The organism is Photobacterium alginatilyticum (assembly GCF_009910675.1).
In the GTDB taxonomy this organism is placed as follows: domain Bacteria; phylum Pseudomonadota; class Gammaproteobacteria; order Enterobacterales; family Vibrionaceae; genus Photobacterium; species Photobacterium alginatilyticum.
This window is the reverse complement of record NZ_RSEJ01000035.1, coordinates 19,417-40,963: the sequence shown is the minus strand read 5'-3', so window position 1 is coordinate 40,963 and position 21,547 is coordinate 19,417. Positions and strand designations below refer to the sequence as shown.

At 47.5% G+C, this 21,547-nt stretch carries 20 protein-coding genes; 9 read left to right on the top strand and 11 right to left on the bottom strand.

The features are described from left to right. Positions 1-232: 232 nt before the first annotated feature. The 3 genes from EIZ48_RS24700 to EIZ48_RS24690 all read right to left on the bottom strand — a co-directional run bounded on the left by EIZ48_RS24700 (position 233) and on the right by EIZ48_RS24690 (position 4,158). Complete coding sequence (locus tag EIZ48_RS24700; RefSeq protein ID WP_240153089.1) at positions 233-1,750, bottom strand: hypothetical protein; 1,518 nt, start codon at positions 1,748-1,750, stop codon at positions 233-235. 163 nt (positions 1,751-1,913) lie between these two features. After that, positions 1,914-3,140: a DUF3179 domain-containing (seleno)protein gene (locus tag EIZ48_RS24695; RefSeq protein ID WP_160657620.1), complete on the bottom strand. Its 1,227-nt coding sequence runs from the start codon at positions 3,138-3,140 to the stop codon at positions 1,914-1,916. 115 nt (positions 3,141-3,255) lie between these two features. Next, complete coding sequence (locus EIZ48_RS24690) at positions 3,256-4,158, bottom strand: LysR substrate-binding domain-containing protein (protein WP_160657619.1); 903 nt, start codon at positions 4,156-4,158, stop codon at positions 3,256-3,258. A gap of 137 nt (positions 4,159-4,295) precedes the next feature. Here EIZ48_RS24690 and EIZ48_RS24685 point away from each other — a divergent pair, with 137 nt between their 5' ends. Both EIZ48_RS24685 and EIZ48_RS24680 read left to right on the top strand, forming a co-directional pair. Further along, complete coding sequence (locus EIZ48_RS24685; RefSeq protein ID WP_160657618.1) at positions 4,296-5,246, top strand: M23 family metallopeptidase; 951 nt, start codon at positions 4,296-4,298, stop codon at positions 5,244-5,246. Further along, a complete protein-coding gene (locus tag EIZ48_RS24680) occupies positions 5,150-5,590 on the top strand; it encodes a bactofilin family protein (protein WP_160657616.1) in 441 nt (146 codons plus the stop codon). The genes EIZ48_RS24685 and EIZ48_RS24680 overlap by 97 nt, the downstream gene beginning before the upstream one ends. A gap of 185 nt (positions 5,591-5,775) precedes the next feature. Here EIZ48_RS24680 and dpaL read toward each other — a convergent pair whose 3' ends face one another. The 3 genes from dpaL to EIZ48_RS24665 form a co-directional block, all read right to left on the bottom strand. Continuing rightward, the gene (gene dpaL, locus EIZ48_RS24675; protein ID WP_160657615.1) at positions 5,776-6,963 is read right to left on the bottom strand and encodes a diaminopropionate ammonia-lyase; all 1,188 of its coding nucleotides are present in this window, start codon (positions 6,961-6,963) and stop codon (positions 5,776-5,778) included. Between the two features lie 69 nt (positions 6,964-7,032). Next, on the bottom strand, positions 7,033-7,419 hold the full coding sequence (locus EIZ48_RS24670; RefSeq protein WP_160657614.1) for a RidA family protein: 387 nt from the start codon (positions 7,417-7,419) through the stop codon (positions 7,033-7,035). Positions 7,420-7,443: 24 nt separating this feature from the next. Next, positions 7,444-8,121 (bottom strand): helix-turn-helix transcriptional regulator, encoded by a 678-nt coding sequence (locus tag EIZ48_RS24665; protein ID WP_075764350.1) that lies wholly within the window; start codon positions 8,119-8,121, stop codon positions 7,444-7,446. Between the two features lie 349 nt (positions 8,122-8,470). On the opposite strand from EIZ48_RS24665, the gene EIZ48_RS24660 reads away from it, so the two are divergent. From EIZ48_RS24660 to rarD, 7 genes are all read left to right on the top strand, one after another. Beyond that, positions 8,471-9,637, top strand: coding sequence for a M24 family metallopeptidase (locus EIZ48_RS24660; protein ID WP_160657612.1), 1,167 nt, complete (start codon positions 8,471-8,473; stop codon positions 9,635-9,637). Positions 9,638-9,708: 71 nt separating this feature from the next. Further along, positions 9,709-10,479 carry an aspartate racemase/maleate isomerase family protein gene (locus tag EIZ48_RS24655; RefSeq protein ID WP_160657643.1) on the top strand — a complete coding sequence of 257 codons (771 nt, stop codon included), beginning with the start codon at positions 9,709-9,711 and terminating at the stop codon, positions 10,477-10,479. Between the two features lie 22 nt (positions 10,480-10,501). Continuing rightward, positions 10,502-11,455, top strand: a complete 954-nt coding sequence (locus EIZ48_RS24650) for a DMT family transporter (RefSeq protein ID WP_160657609.1) — start codon at positions 10,502-10,504, stop codon at positions 11,453-11,455. Positions 11,456-11,535: 80 nt separating this feature from the next. After that, positions 11,536-12,513 carry a DMT family transporter gene (locus EIZ48_RS24645; protein WP_160657607.1) on the top strand — a complete coding sequence of 326 codons (978 nt, stop codon included), beginning with the start codon at positions 11,536-11,538 and terminating at the stop codon, positions 12,511-12,513. A gap of 54 nt (positions 12,514-12,567) precedes the next feature. After that, entirely contained in the window at positions 12,568-13,722 is a 1,155-nt protein-coding gene (locus EIZ48_RS24640) for a M20 aminoacylase family protein (RefSeq protein WP_160657604.1), read from the top strand. Between the two features lie 583 nt (positions 13,723-14,305). After that, positions 14,306-16,171, top strand: a complete 1,866-nt coding sequence (locus EIZ48_RS24635) for a methyl-accepting chemotaxis protein (RefSeq protein WP_160657641.1) — start codon at positions 14,306-14,308, stop codon at positions 16,169-16,171. A gap of 25 nt (positions 16,172-16,196) precedes the next feature. After that, positions 16,197-17,090: an EamA family transporter RarD gene (rarD, locus tag EIZ48_RS24630; RefSeq protein WP_160657602.1), complete on the top strand. Its 894-nt coding sequence runs from the start codon at positions 16,197-16,199 to the stop codon at positions 17,088-17,090. Between the two features lie 41 nt (positions 17,091-17,131). Here rarD and EIZ48_RS24625 read toward each other — a convergent pair whose 3' ends face one another. The 5 genes from EIZ48_RS24625 to EIZ48_RS24605 all read right to left on the bottom strand — a co-directional run bounded on the left by EIZ48_RS24625 (position 17,132) and on the right by EIZ48_RS24605 (position 21,489). Next, complete coding sequence (locus EIZ48_RS24625) at positions 17,132-17,950, bottom strand: AraC family transcriptional regulator (protein ID WP_160657599.1); 819 nt, start codon at positions 17,948-17,950, stop codon at positions 17,132-17,134. Positions 17,951-17,981: 31 nt separating this feature from the next. Then, positions 17,982-18,584, bottom strand: a complete 603-nt coding sequence (locus tag EIZ48_RS24620; protein WP_160657596.1) for a LysE family translocator — start codon at positions 18,582-18,584, stop codon at positions 17,982-17,984. A gap of 117 nt (positions 18,585-18,701) precedes the next feature. Beyond that, on the bottom strand, positions 18,702-19,865 hold the full coding sequence (locus EIZ48_RS24615) for a glutathionylspermidine synthase family protein (RefSeq protein ID WP_160657593.1): 1,164 nt from the start codon (positions 19,863-19,865) through the stop codon (positions 18,702-18,704). 387 nt (positions 19,866-20,252) lie between these two features. Further along, positions 20,253-20,927 (bottom strand): ChrR family anti-sigma-E factor, encoded by a 675-nt coding sequence (locus EIZ48_RS24610; protein ID WP_160657590.1) that lies wholly within the window; start codon positions 20,925-20,927, stop codon positions 20,253-20,255. Then, entirely contained in the window at positions 20,920-21,489 is a 570-nt protein-coding gene (locus tag EIZ48_RS24605; RefSeq protein WP_160657588.1) for a sigma-70 family RNA polymerase sigma factor, read from the bottom strand. The genes EIZ48_RS24610 and EIZ48_RS24605 overlap by 8 nt, the downstream gene beginning before the upstream one ends. Positions 21,490-21,547: the final 58 nt, after the last annotated feature.

Below are 21,547 nucleotides of genomic sequence, written 5' to 3'. Positions count from 1 at the left end.
GTAACTAATCTTGATTGTAGTGAAATGTGTTAGAAAGTGGCTGTTCAGTTTTGCAACCTTTTCTTGTCTTCGAGAAGGTTGGAATTTGCCTCTTTAATGCTGAGGTTTCAGAAGCAGCTATCACTGGTTCCTGTAAGTGCTATGCCAGCCTGTCCATGATGACAGGGCCATTGGTACAATAGGTATCGTTCCTCATTGTGATTTTTAGGATTGGTAAAAATATTGATAACGGTTAAGGCTTGTGAAAAAGCGGGCTTAACATATCGGCATCGTCGAAGTGTCTCTCACCAATAAAGGCCGTGGCGTGATGGCCAATCTGACGCATTGTGCCCGGCGATTTAACACCAAACGGCCATAGGTACCAACGCTCCAAACGCGTGCTGGCCATTAGCATTCCCTGCTCGTCAAACAGGCTTTTGTATCGGCTTTTCTGTAACGGCAGGCTTCGCAATTGCTGGTAGTCGAGGACATTGAGCTGGCGTGGCTGAGCACTGGCCTGAACCCAGCGTAAACCTTTCATCATATGATCCCCCTTCGAGACGGTGACCTGAAGAGTGGTCACATCGGACCTTGGATTAACATGCATGGTAATCGGAGCCTCGATACTGGTATTTCGTTGTGCGAACTTAAGCTGTGGATCCAGGGCAAAAACCATATGGTAGCAGCCACAATGATGAATGCTGTCGAGGATGTACGGCCTACCTCGGCTATCGAGGGTCAGTCTGACAAGGAGACCGTCGAACTGACCGGCGTAAGGATCGAGCGCGGAGGTTGCGGTTCGGTTGGCAAACCAGATGCTGAACTCTAGCTGCAATAGGATCTGGCCATGAAACCGAGTATAGCTGTGGCTGGTATACAGCGTCGGCTTACTGGTCTTTACATAGGGTTGGCCCCCAGAGTGGTATGCCACCTGGCCGGGTTTATCATCGAGCGATGCTGATTCGATAAGAAATTCCGGTACATAATGCTCAGACAGCCGGGCGACTTGATGCTCGTTAAGCAGGGGCCATCCTAGATGAGATTGCTGGCTGGCGCGCGTGAACCAGGATTGGATTTCCTGCGGGTGGAGCGGTGAGGTACTGGTAGCAGTATAAGTGATAGTATTTTTATCCAGGGGAGAAATAAAGCCACTGATAATTCGTTTTTTTTCGGTATCAATGGCAGGAGCTGCCAGTGACTTGCTGATAGGGTAAAGGCCAACAACCCGTTGCCAGTTTTGATAGTTAGACTGAATGTGAGGCGGATATTGGCGCAACTGGCGCCAGAACTGACGGTCGCCGAGCGCGGTGTTGGTGAGTTGCTGTGCGCATTTCTCGTTGTTTTCAATATCAAAACCGGCTTTGTTGGCGAGGTTCTGGTACTCGACTTCTCTCTGAGCGGAGGCCAACCGGGCAACATAGTGTAGCCATTGTTCTTTGCTTTGCTGTGATGTGAGCTCAGGTATAAGCGAGAGGCTGAAGCGATCAAAGGCAAGATGTGGGTAGCGCGGAACCCAGAGATGTTGAACATCCTGTACACCTTGCTGTTGCACCGTTCGCTTGAAATCGACTAACTGAAAGGCGCAGTGTTGTGCAGAAGAAGGATAGTACCGAAGCTGGTCGGAAACGCTTTCCGGTATGGGGTCTGGCAGGCTGGTACATGAAACGGCAGTGAAGCTTAAGATGATCAGAGCCAGTAAGCGCAAGGTGATGGCCCGTAGATCAACTAAACATTGAGCGATATATTTCTGAGCGGTAATCTGCCAGACCATTGATTGCCAACCCTCTAATTACATGAACAAAAGACTCTCTTCAGTATTAGTTTTAGCATGATTTGGCTTGATCGACTGTAAAGCGGGTTCGGTATGAGTATTAATCTTAAAGAGAAAAAGCAATGACCGCGAGGCCATTGCTTTGATGGGTAGAGTTTGAGGGTTATACCCGGTTGATATCGGTCTCCGGGAAGAAGTTCGCCCAGATGAGCCAGAAGGCACCGGCCTTGACGGTTTCTACCCGAGGTAGCTTGCCGTTTGGCGTCTGACCATCGAAATCGACCTCGGTGACCTTTCCTCCCGTTGTGTTGTAGAAAATGCCCAGGCTCTTGAACTCTTCGTCATAGCTGACAACTACCTCTTTACCGCCGATAGTTGCGTTGATTGGTGAGCTCTGCTCACGGACAAACTCTTCGGTGTAGGCGACATAGTCATCGCCAATGTTCAGGCCATGAACCAGTAACTTGCTCGGCAGACGTGTGTCAATATGTTCGATAGTCGGGAATGTTGGTTCGTCATTCGTTTTCTGGTGTCCAATTGCGAGTTTGAAAATCAGCTCCATGATTGGGTCGTAAATAGCCAGGAATGGATTTTCCCAGAATGATGGGCGCATTCCTTCTACCAGATAATCATTTACGTAGACTTCGCCGTCAGGGTATGCCTTGGCAAATTTCTCAAATGGCATCCGGAAGGTTGGCCATTCGCGCATTTTGGCCTCTGAGCCGCTGTTACGGTCAGATTCACTTTGAGCCCATAGTTGCTGAATCGGCTCGCCACTGATCTTGTCATACATAACCAGGTTGTTTTCTAGCTGGGTCATCGGTGCAAGATCAAGTGGTTGGCCGTTGATCTCCGGCGTCACAGCCATGCCTAAGTTGGTGAGGCCACAGTAGGTCATAACAACATTCTCGCCGCCTAAGTCGCCGTTACCAGCAACATGAGGACGCAGCAGCTGCTTGTCGGAATGCGCCCGTGCTTTACCGTTGATCTCTAGTACGATGACGCTTTCGTAAGGCTTGACATATTTCTTGGCTTGCTCGATAGAGACGAAAACGCCGTTATCCATTCTTGCACGCATCATGATGTGCGGGTTGATCATGCCGCAGAAAAAGGTGAAAGCAAAAAGGACAGTAAGAGAGATATACGTTTTGTTGCTGATAATGTCGCGTTGTTTGTATTTGAGGAAGCTTGCGATCGCAATGGTTGCAAACCCAACCAGAGTCAGCATCCAGCGGTTATTCCAGACCCATATTGTCGTCTCCCTTGGCGATTGAACAACCCATTGGCTGATATCGGCCAGGTCTTTAAATAGGTAGGCTCCAATGATCTGGGCAATGAGCATACTCACCCAGAAGATGATTTTGGAGTGTTGTTTGATAATGTCTTTCATCTCGTTAGACTCACTCTGATTGTGCTGATGGAGAGAGTCTAAAGCGGGCGTATGAGAGGAAAAACCGGTCTTCGTGGAATGCACTGTGCCATTAAATGGCACAATAAAAGTCGTGTTACTTGATGCCTTCTTCGAGCGAGTCGATCCTTGTCTGCAGGAGCGTCTCTACCTCATCAAGCAGCAGTTTTACCTTGTTGGGCACATAGCGTCGGGAGTGGTAGACACCGTACAAGTTCTGCTGAAAGGCGTACTGACCGTTAAACAGCCGAACAAGCTTGTTTGCTGCAATCTCGTTGCTCACCATAATTGTCGGCAGGCAACATATGCCCTGTCCAGCGACAGCCAGGGCCCTTAATACATAGGGGGAGTCTACGCAGCACTTATGGTTTAGCGACAATTCTTGCTGATGGAAACGCCAAGTCATTGCTTTGGGGTTGCTTTGGGTTAGGGCCAGAGTTGATAGGTGCTGAAGGTCTGCTGGCGTGTTAGGTATACCGTGAGCGGCAAGATAGCAAGGGCTGGCAAAGTAGTCATAGTTTAGGGTTGCCAGGGGACGGGCGATAAACGAAGAATCCGGCTGCTCGCCAATATTGAGTTGCAAATCAAACCGTTTCTCGGCCATCAGGTGCTGCGGCTGAGAGTCAGAATGCAAATTTAGTGAGATATCCGGATAATCCTGGCAGAACTGGGCAACATGATCGACGCAGAGCTCAAGAATGCAGTCAGGGGCGTAGACAGTCAGTTTACCCGAATAGTCCCCCTGCTTCTGGGCAATTTCTTTTTCAGTGGTTTCGACTTCCTGCAGTATTTGCTGTGCCTTGTGAAAAAAAGCTTCGCCGACTTCGGTGAGGTGAAGGCGTCGGGTCGTTCGCTCGAGTAACCGGGTTTTCAGGCTTTGCTCCAGGTCGCGTATACGGCGACTGACCGTCGATTTGGGGATTTCGCAATAGTCGGCTGCTTTGGTAAAACTGCCTTGCTCAACCACTTTCACAAACAGTTCCATATCATCCAGTTTCACGCGATCAACTCTCAGGTGCCTAAACGGTAAATACTATCACAACGAAACAATTGCAGATCAATAGGCAGGCTCCCTTAAGAGATTGCCGAAGCCGTCGCCTATCAATTAATAAGGCCAGCTTTTAAAAATACAATGACATGAAGGATCGTATCACTATTTCGGTATCCACCATAAATGGCTCCGAATACTTCTACCTAGGGAAGTCGAAACAAAAAGCTGTTCGCTGGGCTGTTGCTTCACTGTTGGTCGCTTCATTACTGATTGCTGGCACAGTCGTATACCTTCTCAATGAGGTCGATTATTCGAGGGCTAAGCAAGCAGAGTTGGAAAGCTTGTCCTCTTCGTTAAACAAGGATCTTAATGCGTTAGAGCTCCAGAGAAAAAAGCTTGAACACGATTTTGATGACCGGGAAAACCAACTGATCACAGTGTCTGAACGGCTGGGTAGCCTGGAAAATATGCTTGGCGTAAATGCCGATGGTGACATGCAGCTGGAATCCCGCTTGAATGTGGCTGAGCTTAATTCGGCAGTCCGAGTGGCTATTCTTAAGAGTTTGCCCAATGGAGCCCCAGTTAAAAATGCCAGGCAGTCATCTCAATTTGGTTTACGGAAACACCCGGTGACAGGTGCTAAACGTTTACACCGAGGGTTGGATTTTGCGGTGAATATAGGCACGCCAATTTACGCGCCTGCTGACGGGGTAGTTGAGACGGTACGACCAAGCAATAAAGGGTCGGGAAACTTCTTGCGCTTGCAGCACTCTTTTGGTTTTACGTCGTCATATTCCCACTTGCAGAAGTTTGTTGTCAGAAGCGGTGCATTTGTCAGCAAGGGAGACTTGATTGGGTATTCCGGTAATTCAGGTTTGTCATCAGGTCCGCATTTGCATTATGAAGTCCGTTTTATTGGTAGGGCGTTAGATCCTAGCCCGTTTGTCGAATGGGATATAGACAATTTTGAATGTATTTTTGAAAAAGAGAAAAAAGTTAAATGGGCATCTTTAACAAACAAAGTAAAGCAACAGGTCAGCATGCAACTACAACTGTCATCGCAAAGGGATGTAACATCACTGGCGAGCTCCAGCTAGCGTGCGATATTCAGGTTGATGGCATTATCGAAGGTAAGCTTCGGATTGACAAAAACTTAGTAGTTAGCAAGTCAGGACGCATTAAAGGTGAGATCTATGCCGATAAAATCATTGTGAATGGGCTTATCGAAGGAACCTGTTACGCCAATGCCATTGAAATCATCGAAAGCGGTAAAATTTCAGGCACTATTTACTGTGATAACTTAAGTATCGAGCAAGGCGGCAAGTTCTTTGGCAGTACCCATCCTGCAGAAAAAGAGCAAGTTGTAGAGTTGTCACCGAGAGATAAGGCTGAGGCAAAACCGCTAAAAAAGGCGACAGATAAAAAAGCCAGTAACGAGTGATGATTCACCGGGTTGCTTGGGGAAGGTGCAATGAGAGACATCATGAAATAGATATGATGGGCTAGATGTAATGAGACAGCCGTAATGAATCAATGCCAACAAAATACCCCCTCTAAACTTGTTATTTAGAGGGGGTATATTTTGTCAATTAGCCTATCAAGCTAATGATATGTTTTTGATTATTCTTAGTCGTTAAGAGGCAGCTTGCCTTCCCAGACGATCTGGCGGTAACGTTCAGCGTTGGTATTGCCTTCGGTGCTGAAAATCATGACCACAGCATCTTGGCCAAGACCAAGGCCCTGCGCCACTTTCTGCCCTTCAGGGTGATTTGCCAGCAGGTGTAGAAGACCCATGGTAACTGCGCCTGACTCACCGCTGGTGATGGCCTGATCGCCTTTTTGCGGGTTGCCGAGAATACGCATACCAGTAGCGGCAACATTATCGTCAACAGAGACAAATACGTCGCTACAGTTACGTAGGATTGGCCAGGTAACAGGGTTAGGTTCGCCGCAAGCCAAGCCGGCCATGATGGAGTTGAGATCACCGGTTACGTTGACCATGCTGCCGTCTTCGCTTGAGCCGGAGCGGAAGATGCAGTCAGCGGCACTTGGTTCGGCAATAATGGTTTTAAAGTTCTCTGCGCCCAGTTTGTCGGCCAGGAAGCCAAGAACACCGCCAGCCATTGCGCCCACGCCTGCCTGAAGCATCACGTGTGTTGGCAGGCCTTCAGGCATAGTCGCAGCCTGTTCAATAGCCTCGTCAGCCATTGTCATGTAGCCCTGCGAAATCCAGGTTGGGATCTTGTCGTAACCTTCCCACGCTGTATCTTGTACCAGCATCCAGCCGTTTTCTTCGGCGGTTTTGTTGGCAAGACGAACAGTATCGTCATAGTTAACGTCAGTAACGATACACTCGGCACCCAGTCCCTTGATTCGGTTAACACTGGCTTGTGCAGAGCCTTTCGGCATATATACAACAGCTTTTTGACCCATTTCGCGGGCGGCCCATGCGACGCCTGTACCGTGGTTGCCAGCTGTCGCTGTGGTAAATACCAGTGGTTTCTCTAGTTTCGAAGCAACCGTTTTCAGGTCGATCTCGGCAATATCCATTTCCAGATGTTCAGCCAGTAGTCTGCCTAGGGCATATGAACCGCCCAGTACCTTAAATGCGTTTAGACCAAAACGGTGAGACTCATCTTTGACCAAAATGGCTTTTACGCCAAGTTTGGCGGCAAGTTGAGGCAATGAAACCAAAGGTGTTGGCTGGTAACCCTCAATTTGACGATGGAATTCGCGGGTACGTTGCGCGATTTCTGTCGTGAACAGTGAACAGGTTTCACCGGTATAGAACTGGTTATTAGAGACTTTAAGCATAATCATCACTTCGAAAGGGGCAGAACAGGGACTAGGCCACCGTCGGCGACGGCTGGCCTCACTTCGTTATTACTGGTGGATAAAAGCGACAGCTTCTACTTCAACCAGTGCATCTTTAGGCAAACGTGCAGCTTCGACACATGAACGGGCTGGCGCGTTCTCGGTACCAAATACTTCTGTGTATACTTCGTTGAATGCAGCGAAGTTTTCCATATCAGACAGAAAACACGTTGTTTTCAGCACAGAATCCAATGAAGCACCGCTCTCTTCCAGCACTGCCTTTAGGTTTTCCAGCGACTTACGAGCCTGTTCCTTGATGCCTCCCTCAACAAAAGCCATTGTTTTCGGGTCTAGCGGTAGTTGGCCAGAAGTGAAAACCATGTCTTTGAATGCCGTACCTTGTGAGTATGGACCAATTGCTGCTGGGGCTAGATCTGTGTGGATTTTTGTCTTCATTATCTTTCTCTTTTATGTCTGTTATTACGATTTGAATTCGCGGATATATTTATAAACTGCATGGCGAGTGATCCCGAGTCGCTCGGAAACCATGGCTGTCGCCTCTTTTAATTCAAATATCCCGTTTTCAAGTAATAGCTTGGTTATCGCTTTGTTTTTACCTTTCAAGTTAACCGAGGTGTCACTTTCAATTTCTTGAATAGCATGATCAAGCGCTTGCTCAATCACATCGGTTGCACATGAACTGAAATTTTCATTAACAGCGACGTGGGAGTTCGCCATGTCGGGCATTAATGTCTTGATAATTTCCGGGAAGGGATGGGACAGGTTCATATTGATACAAAACAATCCAATCGGCTTTCCGTTCTCTCCTGCCAATACGCAGGTCGTTGATTTCAGTAAAGAGCCATCTTTGCTCGTCGTGAAATAGCTTTTCGGTGTTACTTCGCCTGTTTTTTCGATCAGGCTGAGCATTTTTAGCCCGAGATCAGTTATCGGGGATCCGACCTTACGGCCCGTGTGGTGGCCGTTGACGATCTTGACGACTGATTTCTCAAGACTTTCAAATGAGTGAATCACAACCTCGCAATGAGGACCGATAAAATCAGCAATAGTGTCGGCTAACCGAAAGTAAGTAACCAAGAACTCTCTGTCTTTGTCGGTAAATTCTGCATTAAACGATGCATATGCTGTAGTTTTCATTTATGACCACAATAGTGAACTGAGACTGTTAACTATTTTGTTCCTCAGTTGCCAAGAAAGCAAGGCTAAAATCAACTTTGTGTAACTATAAAACTATAAATTGCGATATCAGGCAACTGTAAAGTTAACTAACGGGAACTAAAATTGACTTAAATCACAAAAAATTCCAAATTAACGCATTAATAGTGCACTAAAGTTAACTGCGCGACGCAGGTCACATTATTTAACTCAATATTCAGTAAGATGCACCACAGTAACGTAAACAATATTGAACTGTGTGGCGGTTACCGTTCACTTCTGTGCCCTAAAGCCTTACCACACAGCCATGACAATAAAGGAAGAGGTCGTAATGACTAACTATTTACAACGTGGTTTTGAAACGTCTGAATTTGAACATAGAACAGCACGTGCACAGAAAGTCATGCATGAGATGAAGCTCGATGCGATGATTTTCACAACTGAGCCGAATGTTCGTTACTTTACTGGGTTCCATACACAGTTCTGGCATAGCCCAACTCGTCCTTGGTTTGTCGTGGTTCCTGCCGAAGGCAAGCCAATTGCCATCATCCCTGAAATTGGTGCAAGTGGTATGGCTGGTACTTGGGTTGAGAACATCATTACCTGGCCGTCACCGCGTCCAGAAGATGACGGGATCAGCCTGGTGGCCAGTGCCCTGAACTCGCTGCCATGCCGTCACGGTCGAGTCGGTGCGACATTGGGTATCGAGTCTCACTTGCGCATGCCGGTGAACAACTACCTGAAGCTGACAACCATGGTGAAGAAAGAGTTCGTGGATGTGTCATTAGCGATGCACGAGCTGCGCCAGATTAAATCGCAGGCTGAGATCGAGAAGACTCGTGAAATCTGCCGCATCACCAATATAGGCTTCAATAAAATCCCTGATTATGCCCGTGCTGGCATGACTGAGCGTGAGATTTGTAAGCAGTTCCGTATCGATATGCTGCTGGAAGGTGCCGATGAATGTCCTTACATCATTGCTGGTTCAGGCCCTGACGGTTACGACAGCATCATTATGGGCCCGACAGATCGCGTTATCGAAGAGGGTGACGTGCTGATCATTGATACCGGTGCGGTTCGTGACGGCTATTTCTCTGACTTTGACCGTAACTGGGCATTCGGCAGTGCAAGCGAAGAGACCAAAGCTGCATACCGTGCAACCTATGAAGCAACAACCAAGGGCTTTGAAGCGGCCCGACCTGGAGCAACCACTACTGACATCTACAACGCAATGTGGAAGGTGTTAGAGGCAAATGGTGCACTGGGCAACGATGTTGGCCGCCTAGGCCATGGCCTGGGAATGGAGCTGACCGAGCGTCCGTCCAATACGGCGACTGACAACACGGTTCTGAAACCGGGCATGGTGATGACTCTTGAGCCAGGTATGGTGTATGCACCTGGTAAGTCAATGGTTCACGAAGAGAACATCGTGATCACCGAAGACGGTGCAGAGTGGCTGAGCGAGCGTGCTGAGCCTGAGCTAATTGTTATCTCATAAGCTCAATTCTATGCCATGCCGAGGTGTTCGGCATGGCAACCAAGCAACATAACTATAAAAAGATCAGAATCATGCAAACGATTGAAGAATTCCAGAAGTTTGAAACTCCACTTACTCATGTACAGTCTCCGCGTATTGATCGTGTTCACATTGGTCTTGTCCAGCTAAGTACTGACCACTCTCTAGAGATGGACTGGGCAAAATTACTTGGTACCCAGGCCGGTGTATTTAGCTCCCGTGTTTATTACAGCAGCGAAATGACGCCTGAAGCCTTGGATCAGATTGCGACCGGCATCAGCGATGCGTCAGATTTGATTGCGACAGGTTTGCCGATGGATGTGATGGCTTTCGGCTGTACTTCGGCCTCTATCATTATCGGTGAGGAAAAGGTTGCCAACCTGCTGACCAAAAATCGCGGTGATATCCCTGCTACCAACCCATGGACCGCAGCCCAGGCCGCATTCAAGCACCTAGGCGCCAAGAAAATTGCCGTTTTCTCTCCATATCCGACAGAAGTGAATTTCCCTCTGTACCAGCAGCTGACCAACGCCGGCTTCGAGGTCGTTGTCCTTGGCTCGCTGGGAATTGAAAAAGATACTGATATTACAACAGTTTCTAAAGAGTCCATGCTTGAGGCTCTAGACAAGATCTTACCTGATTCGGGGGCCGATTTAGTCTTTATGTCGTGCACCAATTTACGCGTCCTCGACCATATTCAGGAAATTGAAGACAAGTTTGATATTCCCGTTGTTTGCAGCAATTCAGCAATGTTCTGGCATGCGATGCATCTGACCGGAAAAGCAGCGCAGTGTCCAGGTTACGGACGTCTACTAAACCAATAAGTGTAGAAGAAAGGATTAGATCATGAGTAACACAGTGAAGGGTTGGATTGCAGCGATCTTTATCGGATTGCTATGGGGTATACCGTGGATTGTCGGTACACCTATTATGGAAGTGATGGATGCGCAGGTACTGGTATGGGTCCGTTATACCGTTGCTTTCATTACTTTGGGTATTGTATTTAATGTTGGCCTATCGACCGGCAAGATGAAGAAAAAGGCAGACTTCAAGTTAACGTGGGATAACCGCAGTGATGTGTTCTGGGCTGCGGCCTGTGGCATCGTTGGTCAGGGTGCCTTTAGTTACCTGTCGTTCCTGTCACTAGATTATATTACGGCTTCAGAAAATGGCGTTATTCAAGGCTTGATCCCAATCTTGATCCTGACCGTCGGCTTCTTCCGCCACAATGCCCATTTTACCATCCTACAAATGCTGGCTGCTGTCGGTGCATTTGTCGGTGTTGCTATCTTGGTTATGGATCCGAACTCGGAAACAAACGGTTTTAACATCGGTCACCTTATCTGTCTTGGTAGTGCTGCAAGCTTCTCTTGCACAGCCTATGCTCGTGCGAAACTGGCTGAAAAATACGGCTCTGTTGCAACCATGTTCCACCAGTTCATTTTCGCCTCTATCGGCTTTGGTGTTTATCTGATGTTCTCAGGTGCTGATTTCTCTTCAGCGCTGGGTATCTTCAGCTCGCCGCTACGTATGCTATGTATCGTTATTCTTGGTGTTGGTATCTCAGGTACAAGTTACCTTGTGTACATCTACGCAATGGAGCGTGTTGGTGTTGACGGTACCGGTATGGCGTTGAACCTGATGCCTCTGTCTTCGTTTGTACTGGCTGTCTTTGCACTGGGTGAAGCGGTAACGCCGATGCGCTTACTTGCGATGGCTGTGGTTGTTGTTTCTATGATGCTATTTATGAAGTTCGCTCATAAAGAAACAGCATCAGAGCCAAAACCTGTAACTGAATAAAAGAAATAAAACATGAGGCAGTGCATATTGTGTACTGCCTGTTTTCATGAATAAAAATAATGATTTTGTAGGCATGTATCATGAATATGACTAAAAAAGATATATTTTTGGGGTGGGTTGCTGCCATCGCGGTAGCCGTAATTTGGGGTGTTACCGGGGTTGTATCTAAGCCGTTGTCGATGGCGGTTGATCCAATGACACTGGTATTTTTCCGTTATGTAACTGCTGTAATTGGCCTTTCTATTATCTTTTTCTTTACTTCCCGCAGTGAAAGCCTCAGCAAGGATTTAGGCTCTTCATTAAAGATTGAGAAAAAAGATTACCTGAAAATTGCGCTGTGCGGAATTGTTGGTCAAGGTGTATTTTCGCTGTTTAACTTCCTTTCTTTATCTCACATTGGCGCGACAGAGAATGGTGTTATCCAGGGGATGCAGCCATTTGCAACTGTCTTCTTTGGCATGATGTTCATGAACTTTAAAATGAACAAAATCCAATGGGGTGCATTTATTGCGTCAGCCGTTTGTATTTATGCTATGAGCGTTGGCCCGACGAATACGATTGAAGGTGGGACGCCGCTATTGGGCTATGTGTATGTCACATGCTCTATGTTGGCACTCGCCTGGACGGCACACTTGCGTGCAAGTCTGGCAGATAAATACGGCTCTGTTGTTTCAATGCTTTATCAGTACATCTCTGTCGCAGTACTGGGTATTATTGTGGTCGTTGCAATGGGGCTGGACCTTTCCCAAATTACTATCATTATGTCTAGTCCGTTGCTCATTGGCTTGTTGATCTTCCTAGGCACAGGTATTTCTGGTGGTAGTTACCTGATTCAGTTGTTTGCTTTCAAACGTATTGGTGTGGAAAAAGCAACCATGGCACTGAACTTAATGCCGCTAGTGGGTTACCTGGTTGCAGTTGTCACACTTGGCGAGCAAATGGCGTTGGGTAAAACTATTATTGTTTCTCTCATTGTTGTAGCGCTATATGTGTTCACCAAATTTGAAACAACGGAACCAGAAACTGAAGAAGAAACGCTTAAACCTCAAAAAGCTTAATTAATAGATGCGCAGCGGCAAAGTACTGCTGCGCGAGTTTGTCGGAGAAGAATAATGACCATTGAACAGAACGTTATCAACTGGCGTCATCACCTGCATAAACATCCTGAGTTTGGTACGGAAGAGTATAAAACGTCAGAGTTTGTGACCAAGAAACTGGAAGAGTTCGGGCTTGAGGTTCATTGCGGTATTGGTGGAACAGGCGTCGTGGGTATCCTGAAGTGTGGCGATAGCGACCGTTCAATTGGTTTGCGAGCGGATATGGATGCATTACGCATTTGTGAAGCGAACACCTTTGATCATGCGTCTGTACATGAAGGTGCTATGCATGCCTGCGGTCATGATGGCCATACGGCTATGCTTCTTGGTGCGGCATACCAGCTAGCTCAAAGTAAGAACTTTGATGGTACAGTTTATTTTATCTTTCAGCCGGATGAAGAGCGTGGCACGGGTGCCAAAGCCATGATTGAAGATGGTTTGTTCACGCGCTGGAAGATGGATGCCATTTATGCCATGCACAACTTGCCGGGGATCCCTGAGGGGCAGATAGTAACGAGACCTGGATCGCTGATGGCCAGCGAAAGCAGTTTTGAGATTGATGTTATCGCAACCGGTGGCCATGCTGCGATGCCGCATATGGGGACCGATCCGATTGTCGTCGGGGCACAGATTGTTACGGCCATGCAGACGATTGTCTCGCGTAATTTGAGCGCGATAAATGAAACTGCGGTTATTTCAGTTACTGAGTTTGCAACAAACGGCACTGTGAATGTTATTCCTTCCCAGGTGAAAATTACCGGCGATACCCGTAGTTATACGGATGAAGCGTTGCATAAGATAGAAAAAGCCATTGAACGTGTTGCTGCCGGGCAGTGTATGTCGGCAGGCGTAGACTACAAATACCACTTCAATAACAGCTTCCTGTCGACTATCAATGCGCCGGAAGAGACGCTCCACGCTATTAAGGCTGCCGAGGCTGTTGTTGGGGCCGAGAACGTGAATGGAAGCTGTGAGCCGTTTACGATCAGCGAGGACTTCTCTTTCATGCTGCGCGAAGTAAAAGGGTGCTATATCCTGGTAGGTAATGGCCAGGGAGAGTGTGGTGGTACGGCACTTCATAATCCATATTATGACTTTAACGATAATATTCTGATGACAGGTGTTAACTACTGGCAGACGCTGGTTGAGCAGCAGTTAAATAAAGGCTAAGCCACTAACTGCTCAGCGCTCCTTCCCTGTAATCTGTCGGCAGCAGCTTGTAAATAGACAAGCTGCTTCCTGTATTTCTATTCGTCATTCGCGGGCATAGCTAATATTACTGTTAGTTATGTCTTTTTTGATATAAGCAGCTTCAGTACAACTCGAAAAGTTATTTTTCAACCATTGATAACTTTCTTGTAGATATATATCACGCAGTGGTTATAACGGTGGCATTTCTAGTGTATTGATAAGTAGGTGGTGGTTGTTTTGAAATTACTAAAAAATGGGTTGTTTTCATTTATGCTCAACCTTAAATGTTTTTTCCACCTTTCCTATCCAATGCTGCAGCTACTTAGCGCTGTCGGCATTGGTATTGGGCTATTACTCTGTTTTTCATCTTCCGATGTAAAAGGGAGTAGTTATCTTATTGTATTTATGTTTGCTGTTTTTAGCATAGGTATTCTCCTGCTTAGGCATTATTACCAACATATTCTGATATGGTCAGACTCTCGTTCAAACAATGTGGTTAAATTCCCTAGGTAATAATCTAGAAATATATAAAAAATAACAGTTAAGAATTGATACTATGAAAATTAAATTTCAGCACAAGGTGGTTTTTATATCATCCGTTATTGTGTTTGTTGCTCTGTCAGTTTTATCTCTTCAACAATACCGACAGGTAAAGTCGCAAGTCGAGCCGTTAATTCATCAGAGCATTGCGGAAATTGTAAATGGTGTGAAAGCAACTGTAGACAATGAAATTGTGTCGAAATCGCAATTGGCGACCTATACCGCTCAAATGATTGAAGACGACGTTTCTACCGGACATATTGCCAGTGTTATCAACAAGCCTATCGCCAAGAATGCCTTTTCTCTGATTGGCATGGGCTTTGAAGCCGATGGACGGATACAGAGTAACGATATTAATTGGCAACCGGGCAGTTTGTACGATCCGAGATCTCGCCCATGGTACCGACGTGCCAAAAGTGAAGGTAAAACTATTATCACGGCTCCTTATATGGGGGATACGGGGAGTATTCTAGTGTCGATTGCTACCCCTGTTTATAACGAGGGGCAGTTTGAGGCTGCTATTTTTTATGATCTGAACTTGGACCTTCTTTCTGACACCATCAACCAGATTTCATTATTTGATGCCGGGTACATCTTCATGGTGAATAAGGATGGGACGATTGTTTCTCACCCGGATCAGAAACTGGTCGGCAAGAACCTGAACGCTTTCATCGGTGATCATGGTATCAGCGAAAACTACAAACTTATTGATTATAAAGGTAAGCCGACTTATATCGATTTTACTGCTATTGATAGTCAAGACTGGTATATCGGTGTCATTCTTGATTACGAAAAAGCCTACTCATCGATTATTCAGCTGCGCTCGTCATCAATGGTGATGACCGTTTCTTTTGTCTTCATTGCCGTTCTCGCCCTGATTTTTGTATTGAGATACTTTATGCGTCCATTGGGGGTATTAAACGAGGCAATGAAAGATGTGGCTTCCGGACAGGGTGATCTGACTCACCGCTTAGATACCAATACCGATATCGAGTTTTCCGAGCTGGCCCAGAACTTTAATGCTTTCACCGGCAAGTTACAGCACCTTATTCAAGAAACCAAGCTTCTCGGCGCTGAAATTGGTGCTGATGCTGAAGTTACGACTCAGGGCGCCACGCTAACCGCGACGGACATTACCAATCAACTCGCGGAAGTCGAGCAGCTGGCGACGGCTATGAATGAGATGGCTTCAACGTCTTCAGATGTTGCCGGTAATGCGCAAGGGGCTGCTGCTGCAGCGCAGGAGGCGGACAAGGCAGCGGAAGATGGTGTGAGTGTTGTATCTCATACAACCGATGCTATCAGTACTCTGGCTAAGCAAATAGATGAGACGGTTGTTGTTGTTCAGGACTTAGAAAGTGCAACGGGTAATATTGAGTCGATTCTTTCGGTGATTAATGAGATAGCCGACCAAACCAACTTGCTGGCACTTAATGCCGCAATAGAGGCTGCCCGTGCCGGTGACTCAGGACGCGGTTTTGCCGTTGTGGCGGATGAAGTCCGGACATTGGCACAGCGTACCCAGCAGTCGACAACAGAAATCCATAGCATGATTGCCCAGCTTCAGTCCGGGGCTCGTTCGGCTACCAGTGTGATGGAAAAAAGCAAAGTGCTGACTGATGAGGCCGTGTCGAAGGCATTGGAAGCCGGTGATTCACTCCACCAAATTAAGCAATCCATTATTCAGATCTCTGATATGAACTTGCAAATTGCTTCGGCGGCTGAAGAGCAAAGTTTGGTCGCTGAAGAAATCAATAACAATACGATCAAGATAAAAGATCTGTCCCAGCAAGTGTCGGATCGGGCCCATGAATCATCTCTGCAAATGAATGAACAGGTCTCGAAAGTTCAGCAGCAAGAAACCTTGCTGAACAAATTTATTGTTTGATGTTTTCAGTGGCAGGGTGGGTATTATGTTTGCTCGAGTAAACGGTAATGTGATCGCGACTATCGCGTTTGTATTATGGGGGTTGTTGCCTCTGTACTTTCAGTTTACACCTCAGGCGGATACGAATGAGTTGATTGCAATGAGAATCATTTTCTCGGTGCCGTTAATGTTACTGATTCTAAAGTGCCTGAAGATACCCAGCCTGACTTTTTCCAACGCGATGAAGAACAAGCGGTCACTGTGCCTGTGTTTTATCGCCGGAATTCTGAATTGTGTTTCACTCTATGCTTTTACCTGGGCAATAACCAATGATCAGGTCTTGGCGGCCAGTCTCGGGTATTTTATCAACCCGCTTTTTTCCATCGCTTTTGGTGTGTTGTTTCTGAAAGACCGGCTCACCTGGGCGCAGAAAGCGGCAGTGATCCTTGCTGTCTGCGGTATTGGCTATCAGGTCTACTTCTATGGTGAGTTGCCTTGGTTGTCATTGGTGATGGGCAGCTTCTTTGCGCTTTACGGCCTAATCAAGAAATATATTCAGTTCGACTCGCTGACCTCGATGTCCGTTGAAGTGACATTATTAATGCCGTTTGCGCTGGGCTATCTGGTGTTTGGCTTCATGGATGGGAGCTCGACAGTGCTGGCGGGCGATATGACCACTTTCTGGCTTTATGCCGGTGCTGCGCCAGTGACCTTGTTGCCGTTGGTATTTTTTGCCCTGGCGGTGGAACGAACGACGTTGACGATGATTGGCCTGACCCAATATATCGAGCCCAGCTTGCAGTTTGTATTGGCAGTATTCATTTTTGGCGAAGTGCTGGATCAGGTAAAAGTCGTTAGTTTCGGGTTTATCTGGATCGGGCTAATACTGTGCACCGTAGAGGCACTGGTATTTTCCAGGGTATCCATGCGACGGGCCTAGGGGATTCGGAGGAGCGCCTGTTTTTCAGCTATCCAAGCAGATCATACAAAAAACGACTGGTACTGCTTGGGGGTTACTGCTAGGCGCTTTTTGAAATGACGTTGGAAGTGTGCCTGATCGGCAAAGCCGAGTTGCGCCGATGTTTCTGCCAATGTATTTCCGGCTTTGAGCAATGCCTTGGCTTTTTTGACTCTTGCATCCAACTGTAGCGCGTGGGGAGATAGGCCATATACCTGGTTAAATTTCCGGATCAGATGATAGCGGCTAAGACCTGCCTCTGTAGCCAGCTCTTCCAGCGGAAGGTTGCTATCAAGTTGGTCGAGCAACATTTCCTTTACTCGGCTCAGATGGGGCAGAGGCTGTTGTTCTCGCTTGGGGACCTTGGCCTTATGGATATCGAAACAGCGCGCCAAATACAGGATTAATTCACTCTCGGCGGTAAGCGGGTTAGGTTCATTGATTAGCGCTTGATATAGAGAGTCAAAATGATGGTAGAGATCCGGCGCTGTTTCGTAATGATTTAGGAAAGGGTGATAATCCGCGCCATCTCGGTTGAATAGTTCAGATTGAAGCTGTCCTATCCAGCTGGTCTCGACAAACAGCATTCGATAAGACCACTCGCCGATTTCAGGGTTGCATGAGTGAATATCGCCGGGATTGATCGTTACGGTATTGGTAATGCCGATACGATTGTTGACCTTTTGGTTGATGTATTGTGCTGAACCGCTGTCAATCACACCGAAAGAGAACTCGTCATGTGAGTGAGAGTGATAACAGGCGCGGGTTTGAGAGGCCTGGCGGATTTCGACCCAAGGCAGCGTTTGACATTGAGTCAGAAAAACCGAATCGTCTTGCTTCATTGCACTTTCCTTTCTCTGTTTTCTTCTTTCCCTAAAGCCCCAACAGCATGGAGATGACAGATCCACTCAAGAGTGTGCCCATAGTAATATTGAAGACGTTTTGTCTTCTGGTCGTTGATAGGTAGTGGCCGATGTAATCCCCTGCCGCCGCCCATACCGATACGCCCGCGAAGCAGGCGATAAACGAAATCGCTGTAAAGCAGAATAAATATAGCACTGTGGGCGAGTGGTTTAATACAAATAAGCTGATACCTGATATGGCGACTAACCATGCCTTGGGATTGAGGGCTTGTGATAAAGCGCCTTCGATAAAGGTTGGCGGGGTATAGTATTGTCGGTCTTGCTTTCCTATGCCGGTTGCGGTGGCAATTTTGAAGCCCATATAGAGCAGGAATCCGCCTCCCAATAGTCGCATAATACCCATTATTTCGGGTAGCAGTGTCGATACCAGTTCAAGGCTCAGGCCACAGAGAAAGACAATCAAAGCGTATGCGATAGTGGCGCCTAACACATGAGACAGTGTTTTGCGGTAACCTGACTGCGCCCCGGTACTGGCAGCGATAATATTGACCGGGCCGGGTGATACCGCGCCAACCAAGGCAAAGACAATCATTGAGGAGAAAACTGAAAACATTATAAAACCCCGAGATGAAAAAGAGTTCTCAGGGTAAATTGAGCGGTGCGGGCCAGTATTGAACGATATTGCTCTACCGGCTCGCTAATTGTTATTGAGGTGAGTTACCGAGAACAGTTACAAAATCACATGCGGCAGATAGCGTGACATGTCCTGGGTGACACGTGAGGTATCTTCCCGAATTGAGATCCCGCCGGCTTTGTCATTAACCAGCCAGCTGCCAATCAGGGTGTAATAGTCGCCAAACTTTGGCAGCGGGTGATAGGCTTGGTAGATCACGCCTTCATCGCCATAGGGGCCTTCGGTTCGCAGAGTCTGCCGACCTGCCTGGACGATTTCAATGTTGGCACCTTCTCGGGCAAAAATCGGCTTGATGACATAATCTTGCAGGTTGCCGAGCTTGCGGTCATCGGGGAAATAGGCGGGCAACAGGTTGGGGTGACCTTCAAACTTTTTCCACAGCATCGGCAGCAACGCCTTGTTGCTCAAGACTGACTTCCACATCGGTTCCAGCCAGTTGACGTTGGCCCCAGCCAGTTTGTTGCCGTATTCCTCGCGAAACATAAACTCCCACGGGTAGAGCTTGAACATCCAGCGGATCGGTCTGTCTTTCAGATCGGTAAACTCGCCTCTGCCGTTCAGGCCAATATCTTCAACATGGACAAAGGCAGTCGAGAGCCCGGCTTCTTTGGCACAGTCTTCCATGTATTGGACGGTGCCGCGGTCTTCTTCAGTATCTTTGCAGCAGGAAAAATGCAGGGTCTGGCCCGGCTGGCGGCTGGCCAGTTCCTGAAAGCGCCCCATCAACAGTTCCTGGAGCAGGTTGAACTGATCGGCATCGCGCCTTATCGAGCCGTTTTTGACCAGATCTTCCAGCCATAACCATTGCCAAAAGCCGGTTTCGTAGAGAGAGGTCGGCGTATCGGCATTGTTTTCATAAAGCTTGGCGTGTCCCTTGCCGTCGTAGGCAAAATCAAGCCGAGAGTAGAGCGAGGGCTCCTTTCGTTGCCAGGAGTCGAGGACGTTCTGCCACATAGACTCGGGAATTTGAAATCGCCGCAGCCAGTATTCATCACGGATAACGGTATCGACGATTTCGAGACACATCTGGTGAATTTCCTCGGTGGGATCTTCCAGATCCCGCTCGATCTGCTCGAGTGTAAACTGATAGTAGGCGGTTTCGTCCCAATAGGGTTGATCGTACATGCTATGAAAGCCGAAGCCATATTCTTTGGCAAGCGTCCGCCAATGTGGTCGCTCTTTACTTTCAATGCGGAGCATGTTTTATCCTTATACTGCTGTTTTATAACAATAACCCTGAGTGTACATGGCTTGATAGTTATTGGCAGCCGCTGAGGTAGCAGTTTTGGAACAGAGTCTGGTTAGACTGCAGTAGAAGAAGGCCTCTTCAATAGGTTGGTTAGTGATGGAGGGAAGAGGCCTTTTGTACCAATAGCGGACGCTAGCTTCGCGTAATAGTTCGGTACTAACATCCCGAAGGAATGCAAAATCCAGTGTATGGGAGAGGTTTAGAGTAAAAAACCTAATTGACTATATTCTAATCAATCTTAATGATGTAGTTGTTTATAAGCTCCAATTACCAGTTGTATAGTGAACTGGCAATTGGAGGTCTGTGAAATGAGCAGTATCAGAGCAGGCAGACTTAACTTAGCGGAAGAACAGTTGGCTAAACGGGTTGAGCAAAGTCGCAAGCCCGGTTGTGAAGTGCAGCGGTGCATCGAGAAGCGTCAGGCAGAGGCAGTCCTGATCCGCCCGAGTTTTGGGTGCATGCCGGTGTTCCGAGGTCTGGACGATAAAGTCACCGGGTTTATAGGTGGCGTGCTCGTCCATAAATTCGCCTGCAAGCACCAGGGTGATTTCAAGTCCTTGATGCGTATGCTGCGGCAGGGCGCTATTACAATCCATGTAGATGAAGTTCATCTTGCTGTGACCGCCGGTAGCGACATGGGCGCGTTTAATGTTGCCGGGCAGACGGCTCCAGGGGCCAATTTGCTCATCGTGCTGCTGCAGAGCCCTAGGCAGCATGAACTGCTTACTGTTAATTTCAATATGCGCCTTTGTGGCTTCTGCAACTTCGTCCCGTGGTAGATCCGGGTGGCGCAAAATAGTATCAAGCAGGTCGTTGAGTTCTTCTGATAATGGCTCCGATGGCACCAACGCCATTTTCTGTGCCTGGGCATCTTCAAGCTCGGCAACACGGGCGCGACAGTGGCTGCATAGCTCCAAATGGGCGCTCAGCATTATGCTTGTTGCCGGTTCTAGATCGCCAGCCGCGTAGCATGTCAATATGTCATCGTTTGGGTGAAAACGGATATCAGTCATCCAATGCCTCCTTCATTTTCTGTAGTGCTAACCGAAGCCGGCTTTTTATGGTACCTAGTGGTACGCCTAATGCGTCAGCTACATCCTGATGTGACGCACCTTGTAAACAGATAAGCCTGACAACTTCTGCCTGGGCAGGAGGGAGAGTGTTGACGAGCTCCTTAAGCTCGCGAGTAACAATGGCATGAAACTCTTTGGGAAGGCGATCGGGATCCTGTTCTTCGCTGAGTGTCGGCCAGAGATCATCTCCCTGAATCCAGTCATTCTGATGCTTGGATTTACGTAGCAAATCGAATTTGACGTTACGGGCAACAGAATAGATCCAGGTTAGCGCCGCACCTTTGGATTCGTCATAGAGGTGAGCTTTTAACCAGATCTTGAGCATGGTTTCCTGGACGACTTCCATTGCCATGGCATCATCCCTCAACTGTTTACGCGAAAAGTTGAGTAACTTGGGAGCGAGCATAACAAACAGCTTTTCGTAACTCTGTTTACATCGCAAGTTAGCAATATTGAACAACAGTGATGCCACATCAATAGCGGGCGATTCTTCGTTGAGCATAGGCTCCTTGATCTTCTCGGAGTGAGTACATCGACTGATTTTTATCATCGTTCTACTG